Raw genomic sequence first — 20,660 nt, forward strand, 5'->3', positions numbered from 1 at the left:
GCTAAGGCCGGGAGAACGCGTCGTCGGGAAGCGGGCGCTGGCAGATCGCGTGCGCCTCGGCGGCGCTGAGCCCGAACAGGCGCAGCACGTTTTCGGTGACGCTGTCGGCGGCGCGCGCATCATCGCGATCCGGATCGTCGCGCAACAGCTTCCCGAGACCTAGCAGCGCGCCACCGGCCATCGCGAGGGCGAGTTTGGGGTCGTCGACCGTGAACCTCCCCGCCTCGACGCCGGCCCTGATGTCACGCAACGCCCGGGGGGCCAGGCCGCGCTCGGACGACAGCAGCGCCGCCCCGTTGGCCAACAGAATCTCGCTTTCCTGCGGGCGGCGACGAAACAGGCGGCCGGTCAGCCGGAAGCTGGTGGCAAAAGTTTCCGCGGGGTCGTCGATCGACTCGGTGAGCCGGTCCAGCATGGCCCCGTGCGCGTCGAGCACGTCGGCGACCGCCGCCTCGAACAGCTGCTCCTTGCTGTCGAAATGGTTGTAGAAGGAGCCCATCCCGACGTCGGCGACCCGGGTGATCTCCAGGACCGGCACATTGACCTTTCCCTCGGCGATCAACCGCTGGGCGGCCCCGATCAGGGCCGCCCTGGTGCGCTGTTTGCGCCGTTCCAAACGGCTGGGCGCCTCCGCGCCATCCGGCATCGCGCTCATCTTCAGCAGTATGCCTCACTTCTGGTGATTTCGTCAGTACCTCTTGACCAAGTGTCGTCCCATATGTGACGATTTCGTCAGTTAGTTTTGGGAGAATGTGATGCACCTGACGAAAAACGTCCACCGGGATCTGCACAGCGAACAGGGCGCGCTGCGGGGTGAGCACCCCGGCCGCTCCCGCAATCCGGTCATCAAAGTGGCCGACCTCGCGTGGCTGGAATTCGAAAAGCCCGACCTCACGCGCGCCGAGGCGTTCGCCCAGGCTTTCGGCTTCCAGACGGCGCGGCACCTATCCGACGAACTCCACCTGCGCGGCACCCGTGCCGGTGGTCCGTGCGTGATCCTGCGCCGGGGGCCGCAGACGCGATTCGCCGGCGTGGCGTTCCAGGCGGCCGACGAGGCCGACGTGCTGCGCCTGTCCGACAAATCCGGCGCCCCGGTGCGGCCGCTGCCGGACAGCATCGGCGGCCTGTCGGTCGACCTGACCGACCCCAGCGGAACACCGGTGCGCGTCGTCGCCGGCATGCACGAGCTCCCCGAGCTGACGGGCCAGCGGCCCCATCTTTTCAATTTCGGCGACGACGTGCGGCGCACCAACGTCGGCCAGCGTCCCCCGCGGGTGCCGGCGCGGGTGGAGCGGCTGGGTCACCTGGTAATGCAGTCGACGAAGTACCTCGAGGCGCTGAACTGGTACCTGGACAACCTCGGGATGATCGTCAGCGACTTCCTGTTCTTCCCGGGCCAGCGCCGGCGTGGACCCACCATGAGCTTCATTCGCTGCGATCGCGGATCCACCCCGGCCGACCACCACACGCTAGCGGTGGCGCTGGGTCCGGCCGACCGGTACGTGCATTCCGCATTCCAGGTCAGCGACCTTGACGCCCTGGCGGCCGGCGGCGAATACCTTCGGGAGCGCGGCTACCGCCGGTCGTGGGGCGTCGGCAGGCACATCCAGGGCAGCCAAATCTTCGACTACTGGCGCGATCCCGATGGTTTCCTGGTCGAGCACTTCGCCGACGGCGACCTGTTCGACAACACCGTCGAGCCCGGCTGGGCGCCCTTCACCGCGTCCGGTCTGGCCCAGTGGGGCCCGCCGGCGACGAAGGACTTCCTCGGATCAGACGTGAAATCGGCTCGACACGAGTTGGTTTCGATGGTCAGCGCGCTGCGCGCACGCAACGAATTCGATGTCAACCGCCTCGTCGGCCTACTGAAAGTGCCCAATTCATGACCGTTTCCGTGCTGCACACCGCTGGCTCCTGGTGGCTCAAGACCGCCTACGGCGCCGCGAAGATCGACACCGCCGCGACCACCACCTCCGCACTGCTGAGCGACCGGGCCGCGATCCAGGCCGCGACGGCCGGCGTGGACACCGTCGACCTGGACACCCTGAGGCTGATCTCACCGATCACCAGGCCGTGCCGGGTGGTGGCGCAGATGACCAACTTCGAGTCGCATGTCCGGGACGCTGGCATGGACCCGGCGTCGGTGCCGCTCACGTTCTTTCGCAAGGCGTCGGCGTCGATCAACGGCCCGTTCGACGACATCGTCAAGCCCCCACACGTCAGGCTGCTCGACTACGAGGTGGAGATCGGGCTGGTGATAGGGCGCGCAATCCCGGTCGGCACAACGATTTCCGATGCCAACCTCGCCGATTTCATCGCTGGGCTGGTCGTCACCAACGACGTCTCGGCGCGTGACATCCAACTGCCCCAGACGCAGTTCTACGAGGCCAAGTCCTATCCGACGTTCACCCCGGTCGGGCCGGAGCTGGTCTTGCTGACGGCCGACGAGCTCAAGCGGTTCGGCGACCTGCGGCTGCGCCTGAGCGTCAACGGCCAGGAGCGGCAAAACGCGCTCGTCGACGGCGACATGCTGTATCGGCCGCTGGAGGCGCTGCAGTCGCTCACCCAGTTCCAGGAGCTCGCGGCGGGCGACCTGATTCTCACGGGCACCCCGGTCGGCACCGCGCTGAGCGCCCCGCCCAAGGCGATGCAAATCGTCGGGAACCTGCTGCCACCGGCGGTGAAGTGGAAGATGTTCTTCTCCCGCCAGGCGGGCAACCGGAACTACCTGCAGGGCGGCGACGTCGTGGAGGCGTCGGTGGCCACTGATGACGGCGCCATTGATCTCGGAACCCAGCGCGCCACAATCCGATTCGCGTGACGGACGACCCCATTCGGCGCGTTCCGGTCGTCATTGTGGGCGCCGGTCCGACCGGCATCACCGCCGCCACGTTGTTGGCGCAGCACGGGGTGGACTGCCTCGTCCTCGACCGCTGGCCCGGGATCTACCCGCAGCCACGCGCCGTACACCTCGACGATGAAATCTACCGGGTCATCGCGCGCCTCGGCGCCGCCGACGAGTTCGCCGCGATTTCGCGGCCCACGCTGGGTCTGCGGCTGCTGGACAACCGATCCCGCCGACCCCGGGTGCTCGCCGAGTTCAACCGTGATCCGGCCCGCAGCCCCAACGGCTTCCCGCAGGCCAACATGTTCGATCAACCCGAATTGGAAGCGGTCCTGCGCGCGAACCTGAAGCGGTACCCGAACGCCGAGGTGCGCGGCGACGCGGAGGTCACCGAGCTGACCGACAACGGCAACTGCGTACGCGTGACCTTCACCGACCGCCGCGACGGCCGCGTGCAGCACGTCGAGGCCGGCTACCTGCTGGGGTGCGATGGCGCCAACAGCGTCGTGCGCGCCCAGATCGGCTCGGCCATGCGGGATTTGAACTTCGAACAACGTTGGCTGGTGGCCGACGTGGCCAGCGACGCCGACCTGCGTCAGTGGGACGGCGTGCACCAGGTGTGCGACCCGGTGCGCGCGGGGACCTACATGCGCATCGGACCGGGCCGCTACCGGTGGGAGTTTCGCCTGCTGGCCGGCGAAAGCGCCGACGACTTCGGCACCGTCGACGGATTGCGACCACTGATCGCCCCCTGGACCGCCGGCGTCGCCGACAGCGAACTGCGGCTGCTGCGCGTCGCCGAGTACACGTTCCGCGCGCAGATCGCCGACCACTGGCGCCGCGGGAACATCTTCATCCTCGGCGACGCGGCGCACCTCACTCCCCCGTTCATCGGCCAGGGCATGGGCGCGGGCATGCGGGACGCGGCCAACCTGGCCTGGAAGATCGCCGGCGTCCACGACGGCACCCTCTCGGCGGACGTCCTGGACAGCTATGAGCGGGAACGCAAGCCGCACACCCGGCACATGATTCGGTTGGCGCTGGGCGTCGGCCGGGCGATGACCGGGGGTGGTCGCGTCGGCGACGCGGCGCGCCGCGTGTTGCTGCCCCGGCTGCGGCTGATCCCGGGCCTGCGCGACAAGCTGGTCGACTCGACCACCCCACCGCTACGCGCTTCCGCGCTGGTGTGCAAGTCCCGCCGCCCGCGCCGGCTCGCCGGCACGCTGTGCCCAAACCCGTTGCTGCCCAACGGCCAACGGCTCGACGACGTGATCGGCACGGGTTTCGCGCTGGTCGCCACCAGTCGGCCCGACGCCGCCGACCAAGCGCTGCTGCGCCGGCGCGGTGTTGCCGTCGTACCCGCGCAACCCGGCAGCGCGCTGGAGGCGTGGCTGCGCCGGGGCCGCGCCAACGCCGCGTTGGTGCGCCCCGACCGGACGGTCATGCGTGCCGGGCGCGAGCTTGCGGCGCTGTGCGCCTGGACCGGTACCGTCTTGCACGGCGGCTGAATCGGCGAGCAGACGCAGAATCGCACGCGAACGGCGTTCGGCGTGCGATTTTGCGTCTGCTCGCGGTGGGCAGACGACCGGCTAGGACTCCTACGACGGCCTGGCGACGATGACCGGTACCCGCACCGAGTGCAGGACGGTGTTGCTCACTGAGCCGAGCAGCATGCCGGTCAGACCCCCCCGGCCATGGCTGCCCAGGACGACGAGCTGGGCGGCGGCCGCCTCATCGATGAGGTGCCGGGCCGGCCGATCGCGGACGAGGCGGCGATGCACCGTCACCTCCGGGTAGCTTTCCAGCCAGCCCGCCAGGCTCTCGGCGAGGCTGCGCTGCGCCTCCTCCTCCACCGTCGCCCAATCCAGATACGGAACTTCGGTTGTGATGTCGCTCCAGGCGTGCAGGGCGACGAGGTCGACGCCGCGGCGAGAGGCTTCGTCGAACGCGAGCTCCGTCGCGCGTTCGGAGATCGCGGAGCCGTCGACGCCGAGGAGCACGGGGCCGTCCCGGCGGTCGGGTAGACCTTCGTCATGGACGACGGCGACCGGGCAATTCGCGTGCCGCACCACGGTCGAACTGACCGATCCGAGCACGCCGCGGGCCAGCATTCCTCGTCCGGAGGTGCCCACCACGACCATTTCCGCCTCTTCGGACATTTTGATCAGGGCCGGTGCCGGGGCGGCGTACACCAACTCCCGGTCGATCGCGACCTTCGCGTCGGCCGGCATCGCGTCCTCGGCGATCTTGACCGCGTGCATGAGGGCCTTTTTGCCGTCGTCCTCCAGCCGTGCCACCAAGGCTTCGGGGTACGGCACCGGCGGATAGGTGGCGGTGGGGGTGGCCACCGCGTGCACGACCGTCAGTGGAACGTTTCTCATTGCCGCGTCGTGGGCCGCCCAGCAGGCGGCCGCATCGGCCGCCTGCGAGCCGTCGACCGCGACGACGATGCCCAGCCGCTTCGTAGATGTCGACACTTGGTTTCTCCCTTCGTCAGCAGCGACGCTATCGGGCGGCGGGTCGTTGGTCGTGAGGCTTTAGTCCTCAACCGCTGGGGACATAGTGCTGTCGCTGGAACCCGTTGGGGCCGTTAAGTTCCCCGAGATGTAACCGCCGCGTCACTCGCCAGTCGCCGAAAGGTGCGCCGAACGTACGATTTACGGGCCGGGCGGTTGCGTCACGAAGTCGATGAGTTCCTCGACGCGTCCGATGAGTGCCGGTTCCACATCGTTCCAGTCGCGCACGCTCGACCGAATTTTCCGCCAGGCGCGCGCGATGTCCGCCTGGCTGGCGTGCGGCAGTCCCAGCGCCGCGCAGGCACCGTGCTTCCACTCCAGCTGCCGCGGGACGGTCGGCCAGGCCGCCAGGCCAAGCCGCTGCGGCTTGACCGCCTCCCAGATGTCGACATAGGGATGACCAACGACGAGTGTGTCGGGGCCACCCGGCCCCCGTCGTACCGCCTCGGCGATTCGAGCCTCCTTCGAACCCGCGACGAGGTGGTCGACGAGCACCCCGAGCCGGCGCCCGGGGCCGGGCCGGAACTCCGCCACGATGCCCACCAGATCGTCGATCCCCCCGAGGTGCTCGACGACCACGCCCTCGATGCGCAGGTCCGCACCCCAGACCTGCGCGATCAATTCGGCGTCATGGCGGCCCTCGACGTAGATGCGGCTGGCCCGCGCGACGCGGGCACGCGCACCGGGTACCGCGACCGAGCCGGACGCCGTCCTGCCCGCTGTAGCGGGCGGCGTGCGACGCGGCGCGGTGAGGATGACCGGGCGTCCTTCGAGCAAATACCCTGGGCCGAGCGGAAAGCCGCGGGTATGGCCGTGCCGGTCCTCCAGCTCGACGCGACCGTACTCGACCCGCACCACCGCGCCGACGTAGCCGGTCTCCACGTCCTCGACTACCAGGCCGGGTTCGGCCGGCTGCTCGGTCGAGCGGGGCTTGCGCCGCCCGGCGGCCAGAACATCGGTTCCATAGCGATCAACCACCCGGCAATACTAGGAAGCGTTGCGGCGAAACGCCCTGAGGGCGCGCCGACCCCGGCCCCCGGGCACTGGGCTCGTCGAAATTGTTAAAGCGCTAAGGATTCGGACATAAGCCTGAAAAAACCATAAATTAGTCGTAGGTAACTGCGTGGTCTTACCGGGCTGATGACGTCACCACTGCTACGTTGCTAAGTGCCGTTAATGCACAGCGTGTGGCGGTGAGCGAGGTGGACGTATGGACCTGTCCCATTGGGTATCGAGCATTGTCGCTTTCGTGCGCGCCGGTTACCCCACCGGCATGCCGGTTACGGGGTACGTGCCGCTGGCGGCGTTGTCGCGTCGGCGGGTATCCAACGACGAGATCACCAACATCACAAGAGAACTGATCATGCGCCGGTGCGCGCCGATCAGCACCGTCGACGTCGGGGTGGCGATCACCCGTGTCACCAACGCGATGCCCTCGCAGGATGACATCGATCGCGTGCAGCGCCGGCTGCAGGCGATCGGCTGCGCGCGCGGGTAGTTCGGCGCCCAACGTCGACTTGTGGCGCGGAATCACGCCGATTTGGCGCCACAACCCCACGTTCGGCTAGGAAATTCGGCGGCCGTCTGGGCCGAAGAAGTGCAAGTGCCCCGGCTCGGGATGCAGGCGCACCCGGCTGCCCTTCTCCGGCGGGTGCCGCCCGTCGGCGCGCGCGACGACGGGCTGGCTGATCACCTTGCCCGAGCCGGTGATTCGACCGTACAGGTAGGCGTCGGCTCCGAGCTCCTCGACCACGTCGACCTCCATCTCCACGCCGAGGCCGCCCAGTTCGAAGTGCTCGGGGCGGACTCCGACCACGACCTCGGTTGCGGTGGCGGCCATCTCCCGCGGCAGCGCGATCGGCCAGTCCCCCAGCGACACCGCGGAGTCGACGATCGGCAGGGTGAACAGGTTCATCGCCGGCGACCCGATGAACCCCGCGACGAACACGTTGTCCGGGCTGCGGTAGAGCTCGCGGGGCGTCGCAAACTGTTGCAGCACGCCGTCGCACAGCACGGCGACCCGGTCCCCCATGGTCATCGCCTCCACCTGGTCGTGGGTGACGTAAACCGTTGTGGTTCCCAGCCGGCGCTGCAGCGCAGCGATCTGGTTGCGGGTCTGCACCCGCAACTTGGCGTCGAGATTGGACAGCGGCTCGTCCATCAGGAACACCCGCGGCCGGCGCACGATCGCGCGGCCCATCGCCACCCGCTGGCGCTGCCCGCCGGACAGGTCCTTGGGTTTGCGGTCCAGGTAGGGTTGCAGGTCAAGCAGTTTCGCCGCTGCCAGCACCTGGTCGCGGATCTCGGCCTTCGGTGTCTTGGCGATCTTCAGCGCGAAGCCCATGTTCTGCGCCACCGTCATGTGCGGGTAGAGCGCGTAATTCTGAAACACCATCGCGACGTCGCGATCCTTGGGATCGACGTTGGTGACGTCGCGGTCCCCGATCCGGATGCGCCCGGAATCCAGCGTCTCGAGACCGGCCACCATCCGCAGCGAGGTCGTCTTGCCGCATCCGGACGGCCCGACCAGAACGACGAACTCGCCGTCCCCGACGTCGAGGTCGAGGCCGTCCAGGGCGGGCCGATCCGACGCCGGGTAGCGCCGCGTCGCCCGCTCGAAACTCACCGAGGCCATGACTATCCGTTCATTCCGGTGACGGCGATGCCGCGCACGAAGGAGCGCTGCGCGACAGCGTAGATGATGACGAGGGGCACCATGATCAGCATGGAGGCCGCCATGATCACCGGCCAGCGCGCGACGTATTCGCCCCGCAGCCGCACCAGGCCCAGCGTCAGGGTGGCGAGGCTGTCGCGCTGGAGCATCAGTAAGGGCCACAGGAAGTCGTTCCACACATTGACCCAGGTGAGCACCGCGAGCACCAGCACCGCCGGCCTGGCGTGCGGCAGCAGGATCCGCCAGTAGATCTGCCATGGCGAGCAGCCGTCCAGGATCGCCGCCTCCTCGAGATCGGTGGGCAGCGTTCGGAAGAACTGCCGCATCAGGTAGGTGCCGAACGCGCTGCCGAACAATCCCGGCACGATCATCGACCACGGCGTGTCCACCCAGCCCAGCGCGCGCATGAGGATGAACTGCGGGATCACCGTGACGGTCAGCGGCACCATCAGGGTGCCCAGGTACAACACGAAGAGCGTGTCGCGACCGCGAAACTGTAGCCGTGCGAACGCGTATCCGGCCAGGGAGCAGAAGAAGACCTGCCCGGCCGTGACGCACCCCGCGTACAGCACGGTGTTGAAGAACATGCGCCCGAACGGCATCAGCGAGAACACCTCGGTGTAGTTCGACCACTGCGGATGCGCCGGCAACAGCCTGGGCTCGGTCACCTCGCCTTCCCTTTTCAACGAGCCGGACACCGCCCAGGCGATCGGGAACAGCCAGCACCACGCGATCGCGAGCAGCGCGGTGTAGAGCACCACGGCCCGAAAAACGTTGCGCGTGAACACCCGCTCAGCCAAGGCCACCGGACACCTCCAGGGAACGCTGCCGGGTGAGGCGCAGCTGCACGACGGTCAACACGAGCAGGATCGCGAACATCACCCAGGCCAGCGCCGACGCGTAGCCGAACTCCAGGAAGGAGAAGGCGTGCTGGAACAGCATGATGCCCAGCACGTAGGTCGCGCTTTCCGGGCCGCCGTTCGCGCCGTTGAGGACGTAGACCATGTCAAACGCCTGGAACGCGTGGATGATCGAGATGACCACCACGAACGACATGGCCCCGCGGATGAGCGGCACCGTGATGAACGCGAACTGCCGGATCTCGCCCGCGCCGTCGATTTTGGCCGCCTCGTAGACGCTTTCGGGCACTCCCTGCATCGCGGCCAGCAAGATGACGGTGGCGAACGGCACGCTGCGCCACACGCTGACGACGCAGAGCGAGACCATGGCCCAGTTGGGGTCCACCAGCCATGGGATCGGGCCGATGCCGACCCAGCCGAGCATGATGTTGAGCAGACCGTTGTCGGTGTTGAAGACGAACTGCCACACGACCGCCATCACCACCGACGAGATGGCCAGGGGCAAAAAGACGATGGTGCGAATGACGCCGATGCCCTTGACCTTCCGGTTCAGCAGCCCGGCTACGACGAGGCTGATGACGATGGTCGGCACCACCGTACCCAGCGTGAAGATCACCGTGTTGCGGATGGCGATGAGAAACAGCGGGTCGGAGGTGAACAGCTCGTGGAAGTTCTTCAGTCCCACGAACTTCGGCGGCCTGAACACGTCCCAGCTCTGAAAGCTCATGTACAGCGAGAACACCAGCGGGAAGATCATGAACACCGCGACCGCCGCCAAGTTCGGCGCCACGAAAAGGCGACCGGCCCGCGCGCGCCGCCGCAAAGGACCGGATCCTTTGGCCTTCCTGCGGGTATCGGTCGATGTCATGGATTGCGCAGCACCTCGTCGAGCGAGGGCGACAGCCCGGTCAACGACGTCGCCGGCCGGGATCCGCGCAGCACCGGGCCGAAGCTGCGGTCCATCAGGGCGACGATCTTTTCCCATGCCGGGGTGACCGGCATTCCATCCGAATGGGCCGGCCCCTGGGTGAGCACGGCGAGGTTGCCGATCCTGTGGTGCGATTCGGCGAAGCCGGCCGAGTTGAGCGCGGAGCGCAGCACCGGCACGAAGAGGGTGGATTCACCGGTCAGCGCCTGGCCGACGGGGCCGGTCGCGAACTTCACGAATTCCCATGCCTGCTCCTTGCGTTGACTGCTCGCTGAGATGGCCAGGCCGGTGGAACCGATGTTGGAGCGGGCGGGCTGTCCCTGCCGGCGCGGCCCCACCGGCAATGGGGCGACATCGAAATCGAGGTCCTCGGCGCGGATGAAGGTCTGGTAGCGCCAGTGGCCGCCCATCGCGATCCCCGCCTTGCCCGACGCGAACAGATCAGGCGTGGACATCGACTGCACCTCGGATGCGTCGGGCGCCACCCGGTGTTTGTTGGACAGGTCGGCGTAGAATTGGACCGCCTCGATGAAGGCGTCGTCGCCGAAATTGAAGTGGGTCGGGTTGGTCAGCGGGGTGGCCCACGGCACCCCGTTGTTCATGGCGAACAACCCGGCCGAGTAGTACGAGAACCACAAGTTGACGAAACCCCACTGCGTGGTTCGCCCGGATCCGTCGCGCTTGGTGAGAGCCTTGGCGGTTTCCAGGAACTCGGTGAAGCTCCACGGCCGCTCCCACGTGCTGGGCGGCGGCGGCAGCCCGGCCTCGGCGAACAGCCGCTTGTTGTAGAACAGGTAGTTGCCCGACCACTGTTCCGGGAACGCGTATTGGCCGCCGTTGAATGCGAAGGTGTCATACAGCGAGGGGATGCTGTCCGATCTCAGTTCCGCCGCGAAGCCCGCGTCGTGCGCGAGCATGGTGTTGAGGTCCAGCAACACCCCCCGGTCGGCCAGTTCGGCGTAGGTCAATTCCCACGCCATCAGCACGTCCGGGCACTTGCCGCCGGCGCAAAACGTCGATAGCTGCTGCATCACGCCCGGCGCCGACAACACCGCGCGAACCTTGATGTCGGGGTGTTGGCGCTGGAATTCCTCGACGATGCGCACCCTGCGATCCCGCTCGTCGGGATTGGCGGCAAAAAAGAAGGTCAACGCGTCATCGTCCGGAGCGCAGCCGGCCGCCCATGGTGCCAGCGACGCCGCGGTGAGCGCGCCCGCGCCCCGCAGCAGGCTTCGTCGCCCGAACGGCTTATCGAGCATGGCGCTCCCGATGGTGCCCGGCGGCCGGCAGCGCGAGTACCGCGTGGCGCAACCGGTCGCGATCGCCGGTGATATCGATGGTGTGGATGCGGTTGTCAGCCCCGAAGCCGAGCCGCAACATGGCCTGCGCCCGCCCGCGGGGCGCGAGCACGACGCCCGGGACACCGTCGATGAGCAGCACCACGCCGGCCCGCGCGCGCCGGGCGAAGCGGCGGGTCTCCTCGGCGACCTCCCTGGCGCCGCGGACCTCGGTCGGCACGTCCGCCGGGACCAGCGCCGGGTCGACCCGGCGCAGGACGTCGGGCGCCAGCAACTCGAGCAGGGTGGCGATGTCGCCGCCCCGGGACGCCGCCAGAAAGGCTTCCACGATCTCGAGATGCGCGGCCGCGCGAGCGGGTTCGACGGCCGGACCGGCGTGCAATCGCCCGCGCGCCCGGCTCGCGAGCTTCTTGGCGGCCGCCGGCGACCGGTCCAGCAGGCCGGCGATGGTCTCGAAGGGCATCGCGAACACGTCGTGCAATACGAAAGCGACGCGCTGGGCGGGTGACAGCCGATCGAGCACGACCAGCAGCGCGTTGCTGACCGAGTCCGCCAGCAGCGCGGCCTCGTCCGCGGGGGCCGAAGCGGTTCCGGCGAGGCGGTCGAGTTCGTCGGCGTCGGCGAGCGGTTGCTCGGCGCGCCGCTTGCGCGCACGGAGTTGGTCGAACGCCTCATGGGCGGTGATTGTCGTGAACCAGCCGGTCAGGTTGTCGATCTCCGCGAACGCCGAACGGCTGGCCTTCAGCCACGCCGACTGCACGGCGTCGTCGGCGTCGGCCACCGAGCCGAGCAGCCCAAACGCGACCGACCTCAGCTGTCGCCGGTCCGCGTCGAACCGTTGCGCGAGATCCACAAGATTTCTTGGTGCGCTCATGGGTCACCTTTCCGGCGCGGGAGTCGTCAAGAAGATGAACGCATCCATCGAACTCTCTGTCGCAAAGGAGACCAGCACCATGACCCTACCGATTGTGCGCCGCAGCGTGCTCCGCGGCCATTCGGCTCGCCGCTGCGGAAACAGCTGTAGGACAAGGGATTGACTCAGATGCATACCGCTTACGTCCTCATCACGCTGACAACCGCCGTCGTCACGGCCGGAATCGCCGTGGCCGACCTCGTTCCCGCCGGGTTCGTCCTGGCGAACTCGGCCGAGGTCGGGGTGCCCCGCTCGTGGTTGGCGCCACTGGCGGCGGCGAAGCTGGCCGGGGCCGCCGGGCTGGTGGTGGGGCTACTGGGCCTGCCGGCACTGGGCATCGCGGCCGCCGTCGGGCTGGTCCTGTTCTTCATCGGCGCGGTCATCGCGCACCTGCGGGCCCACGTCCTCTACAACATCGCGTTTCCCGGCGCCTACCTGTGCCTGTCCGCGGCGACGCTGGCCCTGATGATCGCGCGCTGAGCTCGGCCACGGTCAGGCCGGAAAGTAACGGATCCGGTTGATCGCGTTGCCCGGCCACGCCGCATCGACGAACACGATCCCGCGGCCGTGGGCCGCGTTGACCGAAACCGCGACCGTGGAACCGGCGGCGATCACCTTGGTCCAGTTGGCCCCGCCGAGTTGCTCGACGAGCTCGCCGATGTCGAGCGGGTCGTCGTCACCCAAAGTTGTTGGGGCACTGGGGGCTAACGCACGCACGGCCGCGGACGTGTCTTTGCGCGCGACGGCGCCGAGGAACGTCTCCGCCAGCCTCTTGTGCCGGGCACCGGCCCGGCGAAAACCGGCCATGAAGCCGGCGGTCCCCCGCAACCCCTGGTTGGCCAGCAGGCCCCGCGACAGCTGCACGGCGGGTGACGCCGCACGCGGCCCGGTTCGCAGGAACTGCAGCATCATCGCCGGCAACTCCCAGTAGGCGCGCAATCTGGCTATCTTCCAGCTGCCGTTGGCTTCTCGGAGGTCGTAGCGCAGCAGCGCCGGAATGTACATCGTCACGGCCGGACCCATCGACACCTCGAGCTCGAGGTCGCGCAGAACGGTTGTGCCGAACACGATGTCGAGGTCGCGATGAAACGTGATGTCACGCGGACCGATGAAGGTGTCGTAGAACCGGCCGAGCTGGGGGTGCCCCCGGTGCGGCCGGGATCCCACCGGGTCTTCGATGCGGCCGTCGGGGGTGAACAGCCCGACCCACCCGGCGCGGTCGTGCGCGGCGGCGGCCTGCGGTGAGCGCTCCACCGCGACGAGCAGATGCTCCCGATCCAGCGGCACCACCATCAGCGTCCGCCCACCAGCTCGACGCCGACGGTTCTCATCTCCTCCAACGCTGCCGCGGCCGAGTCGGCCGCCACCGCCGCCGTCAGATCCAGCAGCACCCTGGTGGTCAGGCCGGCCCGGGCCGCGTCCCCGGCCGTCCGCCGGACGCAGTGGTCGGTGGCGATCCCGACGACGTCGACCTGGTCGACCCCGCGCCGCCGCAACCACTCGAGCAGCGGGGTGCCGCTTTCGTCGGAGCCTTCGAAGCCGCTGTAGGCCGCGCCCGAGGCGCCCTTGCGGAAGACGGCCTCGATCGGACCGGTGTCGAGGCCGGGATGAAATTCCGCACCGGCGCTGCCCGCGACGCAGTGCGGCGGCCACGACGACAAAAAATCGGGGCGCTCGGAGAAGTGATCACCCGGGTCGACGTGGCAGTCCGCGGTCGCCACGACATGGTCGTAACCGGGCTCGCCGGCCAGGTAGTCGTTGATGGCGGAGGCCACCTGCGCGCCGCCGCGAACCGGCACGGAGCCGCCCTCGCAGAAGTCGTTCTGCACGTCGACGATGACCAACGCTCGCACGGGTCCACCCTAGCCGCGGCGGCCCACTAGCTGGGCGTTCAGCCGGACCCGCGTGGGGCACGGTTTGTTTGGCGGTCGGTCGGGTAACCCAGCTGCCATGTTGATCCGCAGAATCGCGAGGCCCCTGTTGTCGGCGGTGTTCATCGGCCAGGGCATCGACTCGCTCCTCAATCCCAAGCCTGCGGCCGAGGCGGCGGCGCCGACGGTCGATGGTCTTCGTGCCCTGCCGGATCCCGTCGGCAGCAGCATTCCCAGCGACCCCCAGACATTCGCTCAAATCAACGCCGCCGTCCAGATCGGCGGCGGCTTGCTGCTTGCCACCGGCAAAGCGCCGCGGATCGCCTCGGCGGCCCTTGCCTTCACGGTGCTGCCGGCCAACCTCGGCGCGCACATGTTCTGGAGCGAAAGCGACCCAGCGCTCAAGGCCCAGAAGCGCAAGGACTTTCTGACCGACCTCAGCCTGTTGGGCGGGCTGATGATCGCCTCCGCCGACACGGCCGGCAAGCCGTCGCTGGGCTGGCGGGGACGTCAGGCGGCCGAGCGGCTCTCCGGACGGGTTTCCTCGGCGCTGCCGGGATCCGACGACACATTCGACGAGCTCGGCGAGCGGATTGCGCACGGCCTGCAGGTCGGCGCCGAACGCGGCCGCGAACTGGCCAGCACCGCCGCCGAGCGGGGCGCGCCCTACGCCGAGGCCGCACTCGAACGCGGCCGCGAACTGGCCAGCACCGCCGCCGAGCGGGGCGCGCCCTATGCCGAGGCCGCACTCGAGCGTGGGCGCGAGCTGGCCAGCACCGCCGCGGAACGGGGCGCCCCGCTGGCCAAGAAGGCGCGCAAGCGCGGCGAGGAACTGGCGAGCACGGCGGCGGAAAAGGGCGCGCCGCTGGCCAAGAAGGCGCGCAAGCGCGGCGAGGAGCTGGCCGACACGGCGCGGGACCGCGGGGTGGAGCTCGCCGAGATCGCGCGGCTGCGGGGCAGCGAGTTCGCCAACACGGCGGCCGCGCGCGGCGGTCAACTGGCCGACGCCGCCCGCGAACGGGTCGGCGACGGGGTTCCCAGCCGTCGGCGCCGCCGCCGCCCCTGGTAAGCGCGCTTATTTCGCCCGGCGCGACCGAAGTTCCTCCGGCGCCCACACCGGCCAATCGGGGGCGCCGACCACCTCGCCACCGCTGAATTGGGCGACGATGCGCGGCCCGCGCAGGCGGCTGTTGTCGTAGCCGGTCGCCAAATCGGATAGAGCGATGGCGTCGGCAACCAGTGCCCACAAGCGGCGGTGCCGCTCGCGGATTTTGGGTTCGGGCACGTGGTGGCCGCCGGCCAGCACGCGGTGCTTGACGCGCTCGACCGCAAGGTTTTCCGGGATGAGCAGCGCATGCAGAACGACGGTGAAGCCGTGTCCGCGCGCACTGCGGATCAGGTCCAGTTTCGACGGATGCGAAAACACCGTCTCCGCAACGAAATTGCGCTCCAGCTCGATCAGCTTTGCCCGGGTTTCGGCGGCGATTCGCGCCGCGTCATAGGCGTGCGAGGCCGGGTCCTCCGGCCAGCGCTGCCGAGCTATTTCGTCGGCATTCACCACGACACTTCCGGGCAACAGCGGCGAGAGGGTGAATGCGATGAAGGTCGACTTGCCGGCACCGTTTGGCCCGACCACCAGGTCGAATCGATTCATCGAGCCGCCGGGCCACGGTCAGCGCTCGGCGGCAAGCAGCGCCTCCGTGCCGTCGGGTCGGTGCTCGACGATATCGCCGGCGTCGTTGAGGGCTACCGTGGCGATCCCCTGCCCGGCCAGCGCCGCCCCGTAGTTGGTGCGCGCCAGGCTTTCCTCGATGGCCGCCGAGATTTCGGCGTTGAACACGACACCCTCCTCGACGGTGAGGTCGCCGGTCGCCAAGTGACCGGCCAGCGCGGTTTCCACCCGTCGCCGAGAGGTCGTGTGCTGACTGGATACCGCACGTCCGACCCGCGCCCAGTGGTCGAGTTGCTGCTTGGCCGAACGGCTCTGGCGGGCACCCTCAGACGCGGCGCTGTCCATCAGGTCGGCGGCCACCCGTGTCACGCGGTCGAGAGACTCAGCCATGACCTTCCTCCGTCCTGCAGCACTTCGTTACAAATTGTAGCATAATGCTACACGTCCGCCCCCGCCGCGAAGTCGTCGACGATGGCGTCGACGGCGCGGCCGGCGTCCGCGGTGACCCCGGTCTCGTCGGCGCCGAGGGGTTCCAACGCGTCGAACTGCGACCGCAGCAGCGCCGCCGGCATGAAATGGCGGGGCCTGGCGGCCAGCCTGCCGCCGATGAGTTCCGGCGAGCCGCGCAGGTGCAAAAACTCCACCCGCGGACAGTGCGCCCGCAGCTGGTCGCGGTACTTGCGCTTCAGCGCCGAGCAGCTCACCACCCCGCCGTCGCCATGGTGGGCCAGCCAGTCGCCGACAGTTTCCAGCCAGGGATAGCGATCGTCGTCGTTCAGCGGTTCACCGGCGGTCATCTTGGCGACGTTGGCCGGCGGGTGCAGGGTGTCGGCGTCCACAAAGGGCACGTTCAGCCGTCGCGCCAACGCCGCGCCCACCGTCGACTTGCCCGATCCCGAGACGCCCATCACCACGACGGGTGAGCGGGCGGCTACTCGGGCAGGTTGCGGTTCCATTCCACCCAACCCACTCCGGCGCGGCCGTCCGCCGTGCTGACGCTGACCCAGGCGCGCGGAAACTGGCTCACCCGCCCGTCGGCGGCGACCAGGCGCACCGGCGCCTGGCCCCGCACCTCGATGTCCGCGGTGATGCCACCCGGGTTGAGCTCCAGCGTCGCGTTCAGCGGTAGTCCGTTGTCGGCGAAGGCTTCTCGTGAGGCGACGGTATCCAGCTCAACGACGTTGCCGCCGGCGTCCTGGGCGTAGCCGATGCTGAACGTCGGCGCGCCAGGGATGCGGATGTTCACGCCGTGCAGGTGGGTGCCGTCGTCGAGGTGCAACGCGCTCCAGATCCAGTCCATACTCCACCAGTCACGCACCCCCCAGGAGTGGTCGCGCTGCCCGGGCACCGAGTCGAGGCGGTAGCTCTTGCCGTCCACTGTGACGGTTCCCGTGACGGTGCAAGGGATTTCGTAGCGCGTCGTGACCCGATACTTGTACGGGGTGCCGTCGGTGGCCCACACCAGATTCATCGTCATCTCGACGGCGGTTCCCGGCTCGCCGCGCAACAACGCCGACGGGTCGGGGTACGCCCGGGCCCGCGCCCGCACGTCGACGCGGTAGGCCTGCAGCGGCGCGCTGGCGGAGTGGCCGACCTCGAACTCGTCGGTGCGCAACAGCCACGGGTCCTGGGGCAGCGGGACTTCGGCATCGACGGCGACGGTCGGCAGGTCGGGTCCGCACAGCAGCGCGTGCACCAGGGCCGTGCGCCGGTTGGCGATCAGGCCGACGCGGAACCAGCCGCCCAATCCCTGTGCCGCATCGGCGAAGTCGGCGTACCAGCTCTCGCTCCACAGCGGTTCGGCGGTCGGGGCGTGGGCGAGCTCGTCCTCCTCGGTCGGCCGCAGCGGCTCCGCCGCCACCGCGGCGGGAAGGGTCGCCAACGCGTCGGTGTCGAGCACGTGGTCGCAGTTGCGTTCCAGCATCGTCATGAACATCCGGTCGCCGCGATCGGTGCGCTCCACCAGCATCGACGAGACGATCGCCATCATCACGCCGAAAAAGCTTTGGCGCCGAACGCCTTCGGCGACGTCGGCGAGGCCGATCGGCGCCGCCGGCCCCAGCGCCTCGTGGTAGGCGCGCAACAATTCGTCGTAGCGCTCCCGGCGGTCCTGCGTACGCAGCGCGCAGCCCAGGAAGTACGCCAGGTCCGTCAGCGCCGGGCCCCAGGACACGGTCTGCCAATCGACGACGGTCAGCGGGCGGTCGGCCCCGGCGGTGCCGAACAACATGTTGTCCAGGCGGTAGTCGCCGTGCACCAGGCCGCGAATCCGGTCCGCCGCCGACTCCTGGGCGAGGTAGCCGTCGAACGCGGCCACCAGGCGTTCGCACACGACGCGGTGCTCGGGCGCGATCTCCTCGCCGTACCGGTCGATGAAGCCGGCGTACAACGGGGCGATCATCGCCTGGTTGAGCGGCGAGTCGCGGTTGAGCCACGGCGCGTCGGCCAGCGCCGGATCGCCGAGCAGCGGCCCGTGCAACCGCCCCAACTCGACGACACCGAGGCGGGCCTGTTCGCTTGTCGCGCCGGCGATTTCGTCGCCGACGACGGCGGGTCCCGCGTCGCCGAGCAGCAGGTCGAACGCGCCGGTCGCGGTGTCGACGGCGGCGTGATAACAGGGCGCGATGGGCCCGCCCAGGCGCGGCGCGATGTCGCCGTAGAAGCGGACCTCACGCTCGTAGAGCCCCAGCGCCGAGCCCGTCTGCCGGCTCACCGGGTCGGACGCCGCGACCTTCAGCACCACCGACTCGGGCCCGTCTGGGTCGCCATCGGCGTAGGTGAGCCGGACGCGGTAGCACTCGCTCATCTGGCCGGTGCCTATGCGCTCCACGGCGAAGTCGGCAATGGGTCCGGTGCCGATCGCGGCGGCCAACCAGGCGGCCGTGAGATCGCCGGGTCGTTCGATGACTTGCTCTGTGTCGGCATGCATGACGGACAGCGTGCCAGGTCACTGCGCCAGTGAGAAGCCGTCCCACGCCATCCGGCGATGGGGGTGCGGGTCGAACTCGATCCGGCTCTTGCGGTCGAACACCATGACGGCGCGGTCGTCGGGGGTGTAGGCGGGCCAGTCATCACCCGGCGACCCGGTGCGGCCGAAAGACCGCCACCGTCGCTGCACATGATTGCTGACCCGCAGCGCCGCGCGTCGATCCGCGGCCGCGGTCAGCAGCGCGCCGAACCGGGTGCGATAGACGTCGAAGACCGCCAGCAACTCGGTGGCATGCGTGGCGCCCAGGCCCGACCAGCGCAGCGTCCGCGGGGCGTAGTCGTACCGGTACAGATAAGTGGGCGCGTGAGCACCGTGCGCCTCGGCGATCTGCCAGGCCGCCGAGCTGAACGCGAAGTCGCCGCCGAGCTGGATGCAGGCCGACGGCGCCGGGTAGTCGGGGTAGGCGGCGGTGATGCGTTCGCGGGCAGCCGGTTCCGTGTCGGCCAGCAGCTCCTCGATCATCGACTCGTTCGTCGGCAGCATGCGCAGGAAGCGGGTGAACAGGCGGCCCTCTTCGGCGTTGGTGCCAACGATCAGCGGCACCCGGTGCGCGCGGCCGGTCCGCATGGCCTCGACCGGGTCCACGGGCAGCACGTCGTCGCCGAAAACCGGGCCGATCGGGAACGCCCCGAGCCTGTTCTCCATGCCCTCGTCGATCAGCCGGTGTTGGGTCTCGACAAACTGCGCCGCGGACGCCCGCAGCAACGCGGTGGCCGCGTCCTGCCGGCGGGCGCCGAGCAGGCGGGCGAAGCGCGTCGCGAACTCGGCGGCCGTTTCGCGCGACCGGACCATGCCCGAGGCCGGACTCTCCGAAATGGCCTGGGCGAACAGGCCTTCGGCGGCGGGCACCGCCAGCAGCGTCGCGGTGATGTGCGCGCCCGCGCTCTCCCCGAAGATGGTGACCTTGGCCGGGTCACCGCCGAATTCGGCGATGTTGTCGCGGATCCACTGCAGCGCCAGCACCAGGTCGCGCAGGTAGAGGTTGCTGTCGATGGCGATTTCGGGTGTCGACAGCGACGACAGATCCAGGCACCCCAGGGCGCCCAGGCGGTAGTTGACCGACACGTACACACAGCCACGGCGCGCCAGCGCGGCACCGTCGTACAGCGGCGTGGCCGAGCTGCCCAGGATGTAGCCGCCGCCGTGGATGAAGACCATCACCGGTAACGGCTTGTCGGAGGCGGCTTCCGGCGTGACGACGTTGAGGGTGAGGCAGTCCTCGCTCATGGGCTGGTAGCGCCCGACACCGAGGAGGGTGTAGCGGCGCTGCTGTGGCGCGCAGTGGGTGAAGCCGTGGCAGTGCCGCACACCCGACCACGGCGGCGCGGGCTGCGGCGCCCGCAGGCGCAGCGGCCCGACGGGCGGGCGGGCGTAAGGGATGGATCGCCAGCGGTTTACGCCATCGCGGGTGAAGCCTTCGACGGTGCCGGCGGTGGTGCGGGCGCGGATGGTGCGCTCATGCATACCAGTGACGGTAGCCGACACCACGGCCCAGGGCGCGGGTAGCGGCCGAATCCCGGGGCGTGGCGGTTAGCCTGGCGGGATGCGGATCGCCGCGCTGGTCGCAGCCACGTTGCTGGTCGCCGGATGCTCTCACCCGGCCGGCGACACCGCGGGACGGCCGCAAACCACCTCGGAGACCTCGGCCGGCGCCGCCCCGACGACAACCGCGCCGTCGGGCAGCAAACCGCCGGCGCCGTCCGGCACGCCGGCCTCCGGTGCCGCCATCTCCGACGTCATCGCCTGGATCGAGGCAGGTCATCCCGCCGATCCGGGCCGCTATCGCAGCGCGACGCGGGAGGGCGCGACCACGCCGCTCGGCAACGACATCGCGCTGACCGCCCAAGGCGGCAAAGTTTCCTGCATGACCGATGCCCCGCACACCGGCGGTGCGCTGGCGTGCCTGGTGAACCTGACCAATCCCCCGCCGCGACCGGACACGGCCTACGGCGACTGGAAAGGCGGCTGGGTCGACTTCGACGGGACCAACCTTCAGGTCGGGTCGGCGCGCGCCGCCCCCCCGCCCGGGCCCCAACGGCAACGGCCCCGAGCTGGCGAACGGGGATTCGCTGTCATTCGGCGACTACCGCTGCC

Annotated in this window: 21 protein-coding genes and 1 pseudogene; 7 read left to right on the forward strand and 15 right to left on the reverse strand. The window is 69.3% G+C overall.

Annotated elements, in window-relative coordinates:
• Position 1: 1 nt before the first annotated feature.
• Positions 2-655 (reverse strand): TetR/AcrR family transcriptional regulator, encoded by a 654-nt coding sequence (locus A5787_RS18040; RefSeq protein WP_066969416.1) that lies wholly within the window; start codon positions 653-655, stop codon positions 2-4.
• Positions 656-755: 100 nt separating this feature from the next.
• Between A5787_RS18040 and A5787_RS18045 the strand changes: the two genes are divergently transcribed.
• Genes A5787_RS18045 through A5787_RS18055 form a run of 3 tightly spaced genes read left to right on the forward strand, consistent with a single transcriptional unit; the run spans position 756 to position 4,353 of the window.
• A complete protein-coding gene (locus A5787_RS18045) occupies positions 756-1,886 on the forward strand; it encodes a VOC family protein (RefSeq protein WP_066969418.1) in 1,131 nt (376 codons plus the stop codon).
• On the forward strand, positions 1,883-2,821 hold the full coding sequence (locus A5787_RS18050; protein ID WP_066969420.1) for a fumarylacetoacetate hydrolase family protein: 939 nt from the start codon (positions 1,883-1,885) through the stop codon (positions 2,819-2,821). Before A5787_RS18045 ends, A5787_RS18050 begins: the two co-directional genes overlap by 4 nt.
• A complete protein-coding gene (locus A5787_RS18055; RefSeq protein WP_066969422.1) occupies positions 2,818-4,353 on the forward strand; it encodes a bifunctional 3-(3-hydroxy-phenyl)propionate/3-hydroxycinnamic acid hydroxylase in 1,536 nt (511 codons plus the stop codon). The genes A5787_RS18050 and A5787_RS18055 overlap by 4 nt, the downstream gene beginning before the upstream one ends.
• 90 nt (positions 4,354-4,443) lie before the next feature.
• On the opposite strand, the gene A5787_RS18060 is transcribed toward A5787_RS18055, so the two are convergent.
• Entirely contained in the window at positions 4,444-5,322 is an 879-nt protein-coding gene (locus tag A5787_RS18060) for a universal stress protein (protein WP_066969424.1), read from the reverse strand.
• A gap of 180 nt (positions 5,323-5,502) precedes the next feature.
• Positions 5,503-6,339, reverse strand: coding sequence for a DUF3097 domain-containing protein (locus tag A5787_RS18065; RefSeq protein ID WP_066969427.1), 837 nt, complete (start codon positions 6,337-6,339; stop codon positions 5,503-5,505).
• Positions 6,340-6,571: 232 nt separating this feature from the next.
• Here A5787_RS18065 and A5787_RS18070 point away from each other — a divergent pair, with 232 nt between their 5' ends.
• Positions 6,572-6,859 carry a DUF3349 domain-containing protein gene (locus tag A5787_RS18070; RefSeq protein ID WP_066969429.1) on the forward strand — a complete coding sequence of 96 codons (288 nt, stop codon included), beginning with the start codon at positions 6,572-6,574 and terminating at the stop codon, positions 6,857-6,859.
• Positions 6,860-6,925: 66 nt separating this feature from the next.
• Here A5787_RS18070 and A5787_RS18075 read toward each other — a convergent pair whose 3' ends face one another.
• From A5787_RS18075 to A5787_RS18095, 5 genes are read right to left on the reverse strand one after another with little or no spacing between them, the layout of a single operon-like run.
• Positions 6,926-7,996, reverse strand: a complete 1,071-nt coding sequence (locus A5787_RS18075) for an ABC transporter ATP-binding protein (RefSeq protein WP_066969431.1) — start codon at positions 7,994-7,996, stop codon at positions 6,926-6,928.
• A 2-nt stretch (positions 7,997-7,998) separates the two neighbouring features.
• Positions 7,999-8,841, reverse strand: a complete 843-nt coding sequence (locus tag A5787_RS18080; protein ID WP_066969433.1) for a carbohydrate ABC transporter permease — start codon at positions 8,839-8,841, stop codon at positions 7,999-8,001.
• Complete coding sequence (locus A5787_RS18085) at positions 8,828-9,763, reverse strand: carbohydrate ABC transporter permease (protein WP_066969435.1); 936 nt, start codon at positions 9,761-9,763, stop codon at positions 8,828-8,830. The genes A5787_RS18080 and A5787_RS18085 overlap by 14 nt, the downstream gene beginning before the upstream one ends.
• Positions 9,760-11,082, reverse strand: coding sequence for a sugar ABC transporter substrate-binding protein (locus tag A5787_RS18090; protein WP_066969437.1), 1,323 nt, complete (start codon positions 11,080-11,082; stop codon positions 9,760-9,762). Before A5787_RS18090 ends, A5787_RS18085 begins: the two co-directional genes overlap by 4 nt.
• Positions 11,072-11,995 carry a sigma-70 family RNA polymerase sigma factor gene (locus A5787_RS18095; RefSeq protein WP_066969439.1) on the reverse strand — a complete coding sequence of 308 codons (924 nt, stop codon included), beginning with the start codon at positions 11,993-11,995 and terminating at the stop codon, positions 11,072-11,074. Before A5787_RS18095 ends, A5787_RS18090 begins: the two co-directional genes overlap by 11 nt.
• 168 nt (positions 11,996-12,163) lie before the next feature.
• Between A5787_RS18095 and A5787_RS18100 the strand changes: the two genes are divergently transcribed.
• A complete protein-coding gene (locus tag A5787_RS18100; RefSeq protein ID WP_066969441.1) occupies positions 12,164-12,514 on the forward strand; it encodes a DoxX family protein in 351 nt (116 codons plus the stop codon).
• A 12-nt stretch (positions 12,515-12,526) separates the two neighbouring features.
• Here the strand turns inward: A5787_RS18100 and A5787_RS18105 are convergent, their stop codons facing one another.
• Together A5787_RS18105 and pncA are read right to left on the reverse strand one after the other, a co-directional pair.
• Positions 12,527-13,327: a nuclear transport factor 2 family protein gene (locus A5787_RS18105; RefSeq protein ID WP_066969443.1), complete on the reverse strand. Its 801-nt coding sequence runs from the start codon at positions 13,325-13,327 to the stop codon at positions 12,527-12,529.
• A complete protein-coding gene (gene pncA, locus A5787_RS18110; protein ID WP_066969445.1) occupies positions 13,327-13,887 on the reverse strand; it encodes a pyrazinamidase PncA in 561 nt (186 codons plus the stop codon). Before pncA ends, A5787_RS18105 begins: the two co-directional genes overlap by 1 nt.
• 97 nt (positions 13,888-13,984) lie before the next feature.
• On the opposite strand from pncA, the gene A5787_RS18115 reads away from it, so the two are divergent.
• The gene (locus A5787_RS18115) at positions 13,985-14,974 is read left to right on the forward strand and encodes a DoxX family protein (RefSeq protein WP_066969447.1); all 990 of its coding nucleotides are present in this window, start codon (positions 13,985-13,987) and stop codon (positions 14,972-14,974) included.
• A gap of 6 nt (positions 14,975-14,980) precedes the next feature.
• Here A5787_RS18115 and A5787_RS18120 read toward each other — a convergent pair whose 3' ends face one another.
• Genes A5787_RS18120 through A5787_RS18140 form a run of 5 tightly spaced genes read right to left on the reverse strand, consistent with a single transcriptional unit; the run spans position 14,981 to position 20,030 of the window.
• Complete coding sequence (locus A5787_RS18120; RefSeq protein WP_066969449.1) at positions 14,981-15,559, reverse strand: AAA family ATPase; 579 nt, start codon at positions 15,557-15,559, stop codon at positions 14,981-14,983.
• 18 nt (positions 15,560-15,577) lie between these two features.
• Positions 15,578-15,967: a hypothetical protein gene (locus A5787_RS18125; protein WP_066969451.1), complete on the reverse strand. Its 390-nt coding sequence runs from the start codon at positions 15,965-15,967 to the stop codon at positions 15,578-15,580.
• A 47-nt stretch (positions 15,968-16,014) separates the two neighbouring features.
• Complete coding sequence (locus A5787_RS18130; RefSeq protein WP_231994034.1) at positions 16,015-16,533, reverse strand: gluconokinase; 519 nt, start codon at positions 16,531-16,533, stop codon at positions 16,015-16,017.
• Positions 16,509-18,506, reverse strand: a complete 1,998-nt coding sequence (locus tag A5787_RS18135) for a phosphotransferase (RefSeq protein WP_066969455.1) — start codon at positions 18,504-18,506, stop codon at positions 16,509-16,511. The genes A5787_RS18130 and A5787_RS18135 overlap by 25 nt, the downstream gene beginning before the upstream one ends.
• 18 nt (positions 18,507-18,524) lie before the next feature.
• Positions 18,525-20,030, reverse strand: a complete 1,506-nt coding sequence (locus A5787_RS18140) for a carboxylesterase/lipase family protein (RefSeq protein ID WP_066969457.1) — start codon at positions 20,028-20,030, stop codon at positions 18,525-18,527.
• A gap of 79 nt (positions 20,031-20,109) precedes the next feature.
• Between A5787_RS18140 and A5787_RS27780 the strand changes: the two are divergent.
• Positions 20,110-20,660, forward strand: a pseudogene (locus A5787_RS27780) (hypothetical protein); the annotation flags it as partial.

It is taken from the genome of Mycobacterium sp. 852002-50816_SCH5313054-b (genome assembly GCF_001667185.1).
In the GTDB taxonomy this organism is placed as follows: domain Bacteria; phylum Actinomycetota; class Actinomycetes; order Mycobacteriales; family Mycobacteriaceae; genus Mycobacterium.

What these genes read in the sequence shown, in the direction of transcription:
- A5787_RS18090 (WP_066969437.1), bottom strand. Translation starts at nt 11,082, where the DNA reads ATGCTCGATAAGCCGTTCGGGCGACGAAGCCTGCTGCGGGGCGCGGGC.
- A5787_RS18075 (WP_066969431.1), bottom strand. Translation starts at nt 7,996, where the DNA reads ATGGCCTCGGTGAGTTTCGAGCGGGCGACGCGGCGCTACCCGGCGTCG.
- A5787_RS18105 (WP_066969443.1), bottom strand. Translation starts at nt 13,327, where the DNA reads ATGGTGGTGCCGCTGGATCGGGAGCATCTGCTCGTCGCGGTGGAGCGC.
- A5787_RS18100 (WP_066969441.1), top strand. Translation starts at nt 12,164, where the DNA reads ATGCATACCGCTTACGTCCTCATCACGCTGACAACCGCCGTCGTCACG.
- A5787_RS18130 (WP_231994034.1), bottom strand. Translation starts at nt 16,533, where the DNA reads ATGGAACCGCAACCTGCCCGAGTAGCCGCCCGCTCACCCGTCGTGGTG.
- A5787_RS18135 (WP_066969455.1), bottom strand. Translation starts at nt 18,506, where the DNA reads ATGCATGCCGACACAGAGCAAGTCATCGAACGACCCGGCGATCTCACG.
- A5787_RS18120 (WP_066969449.1), bottom strand. Translation starts at nt 15,559, where the DNA reads ATGAATCGATTCGACCTGGTGGTCGGGCCAAACGGTGCCGGCAAGTCG.
- A5787_RS18050 (WP_066969420.1), top strand. Translation starts at nt 1,883, where the DNA reads ATGACCGTTTCCGTGCTGCACACCGCTGGCTCCTGGTGGCTCAAGACC.
- A5787_RS18125 (WP_066969451.1), bottom strand. Translation starts at nt 15,967, where the DNA reads ATGGCTGAGTCTCTCGACCGCGTGACACGGGTGGCCGCCGACCTGATG.
- A5787_RS18095 (WP_066969439.1), bottom strand. Translation starts at nt 11,995, where the DNA reads ATGAGCGCACCAAGAAATCTTGTGGATCTCGCGCAACGGTTCGACGCG.
- A5787_RS18085 (WP_066969435.1), bottom strand. Translation starts at nt 9,763, where the DNA reads ATGACATCGACCGATACCCGCAGGAAGGCCAAAGGATCCGGTCCTTTG.
- A5787_RS18070 (WP_066969429.1), top strand. Translation starts at nt 6,572, where the DNA reads ATGGACCTGTCCCATTGGGTATCGAGCATTGTCGCTTTCGTGCGCGCC.
- A5787_RS18140 (WP_066969457.1), bottom strand. Translation starts at nt 20,030, where the DNA reads ATGCATGAGCGCACCATCCGCGCCCGCACCACCGCCGGCACCGTCGAA.
- A5787_RS18115 (WP_066969447.1), top strand. Translation starts at nt 13,985, where the DNA reads ATGTTGATCCGCAGAATCGCGAGGCCCCTGTTGTCGGCGGTGTTCATC.
- A5787_RS18040 (WP_066969416.1), bottom strand. Translation starts at nt 655, where the DNA reads ATGAGCGCGATGCCGGATGGCGCGGAGGCGCCCAGCCGTTTGGAACGG.
- A5787_RS18045 (WP_066969418.1), top strand. Translation starts at nt 756, where the DNA reads ATGCACCTGACGAAAAACGTCCACCGGGATCTGCACAGCGAACAGGGC.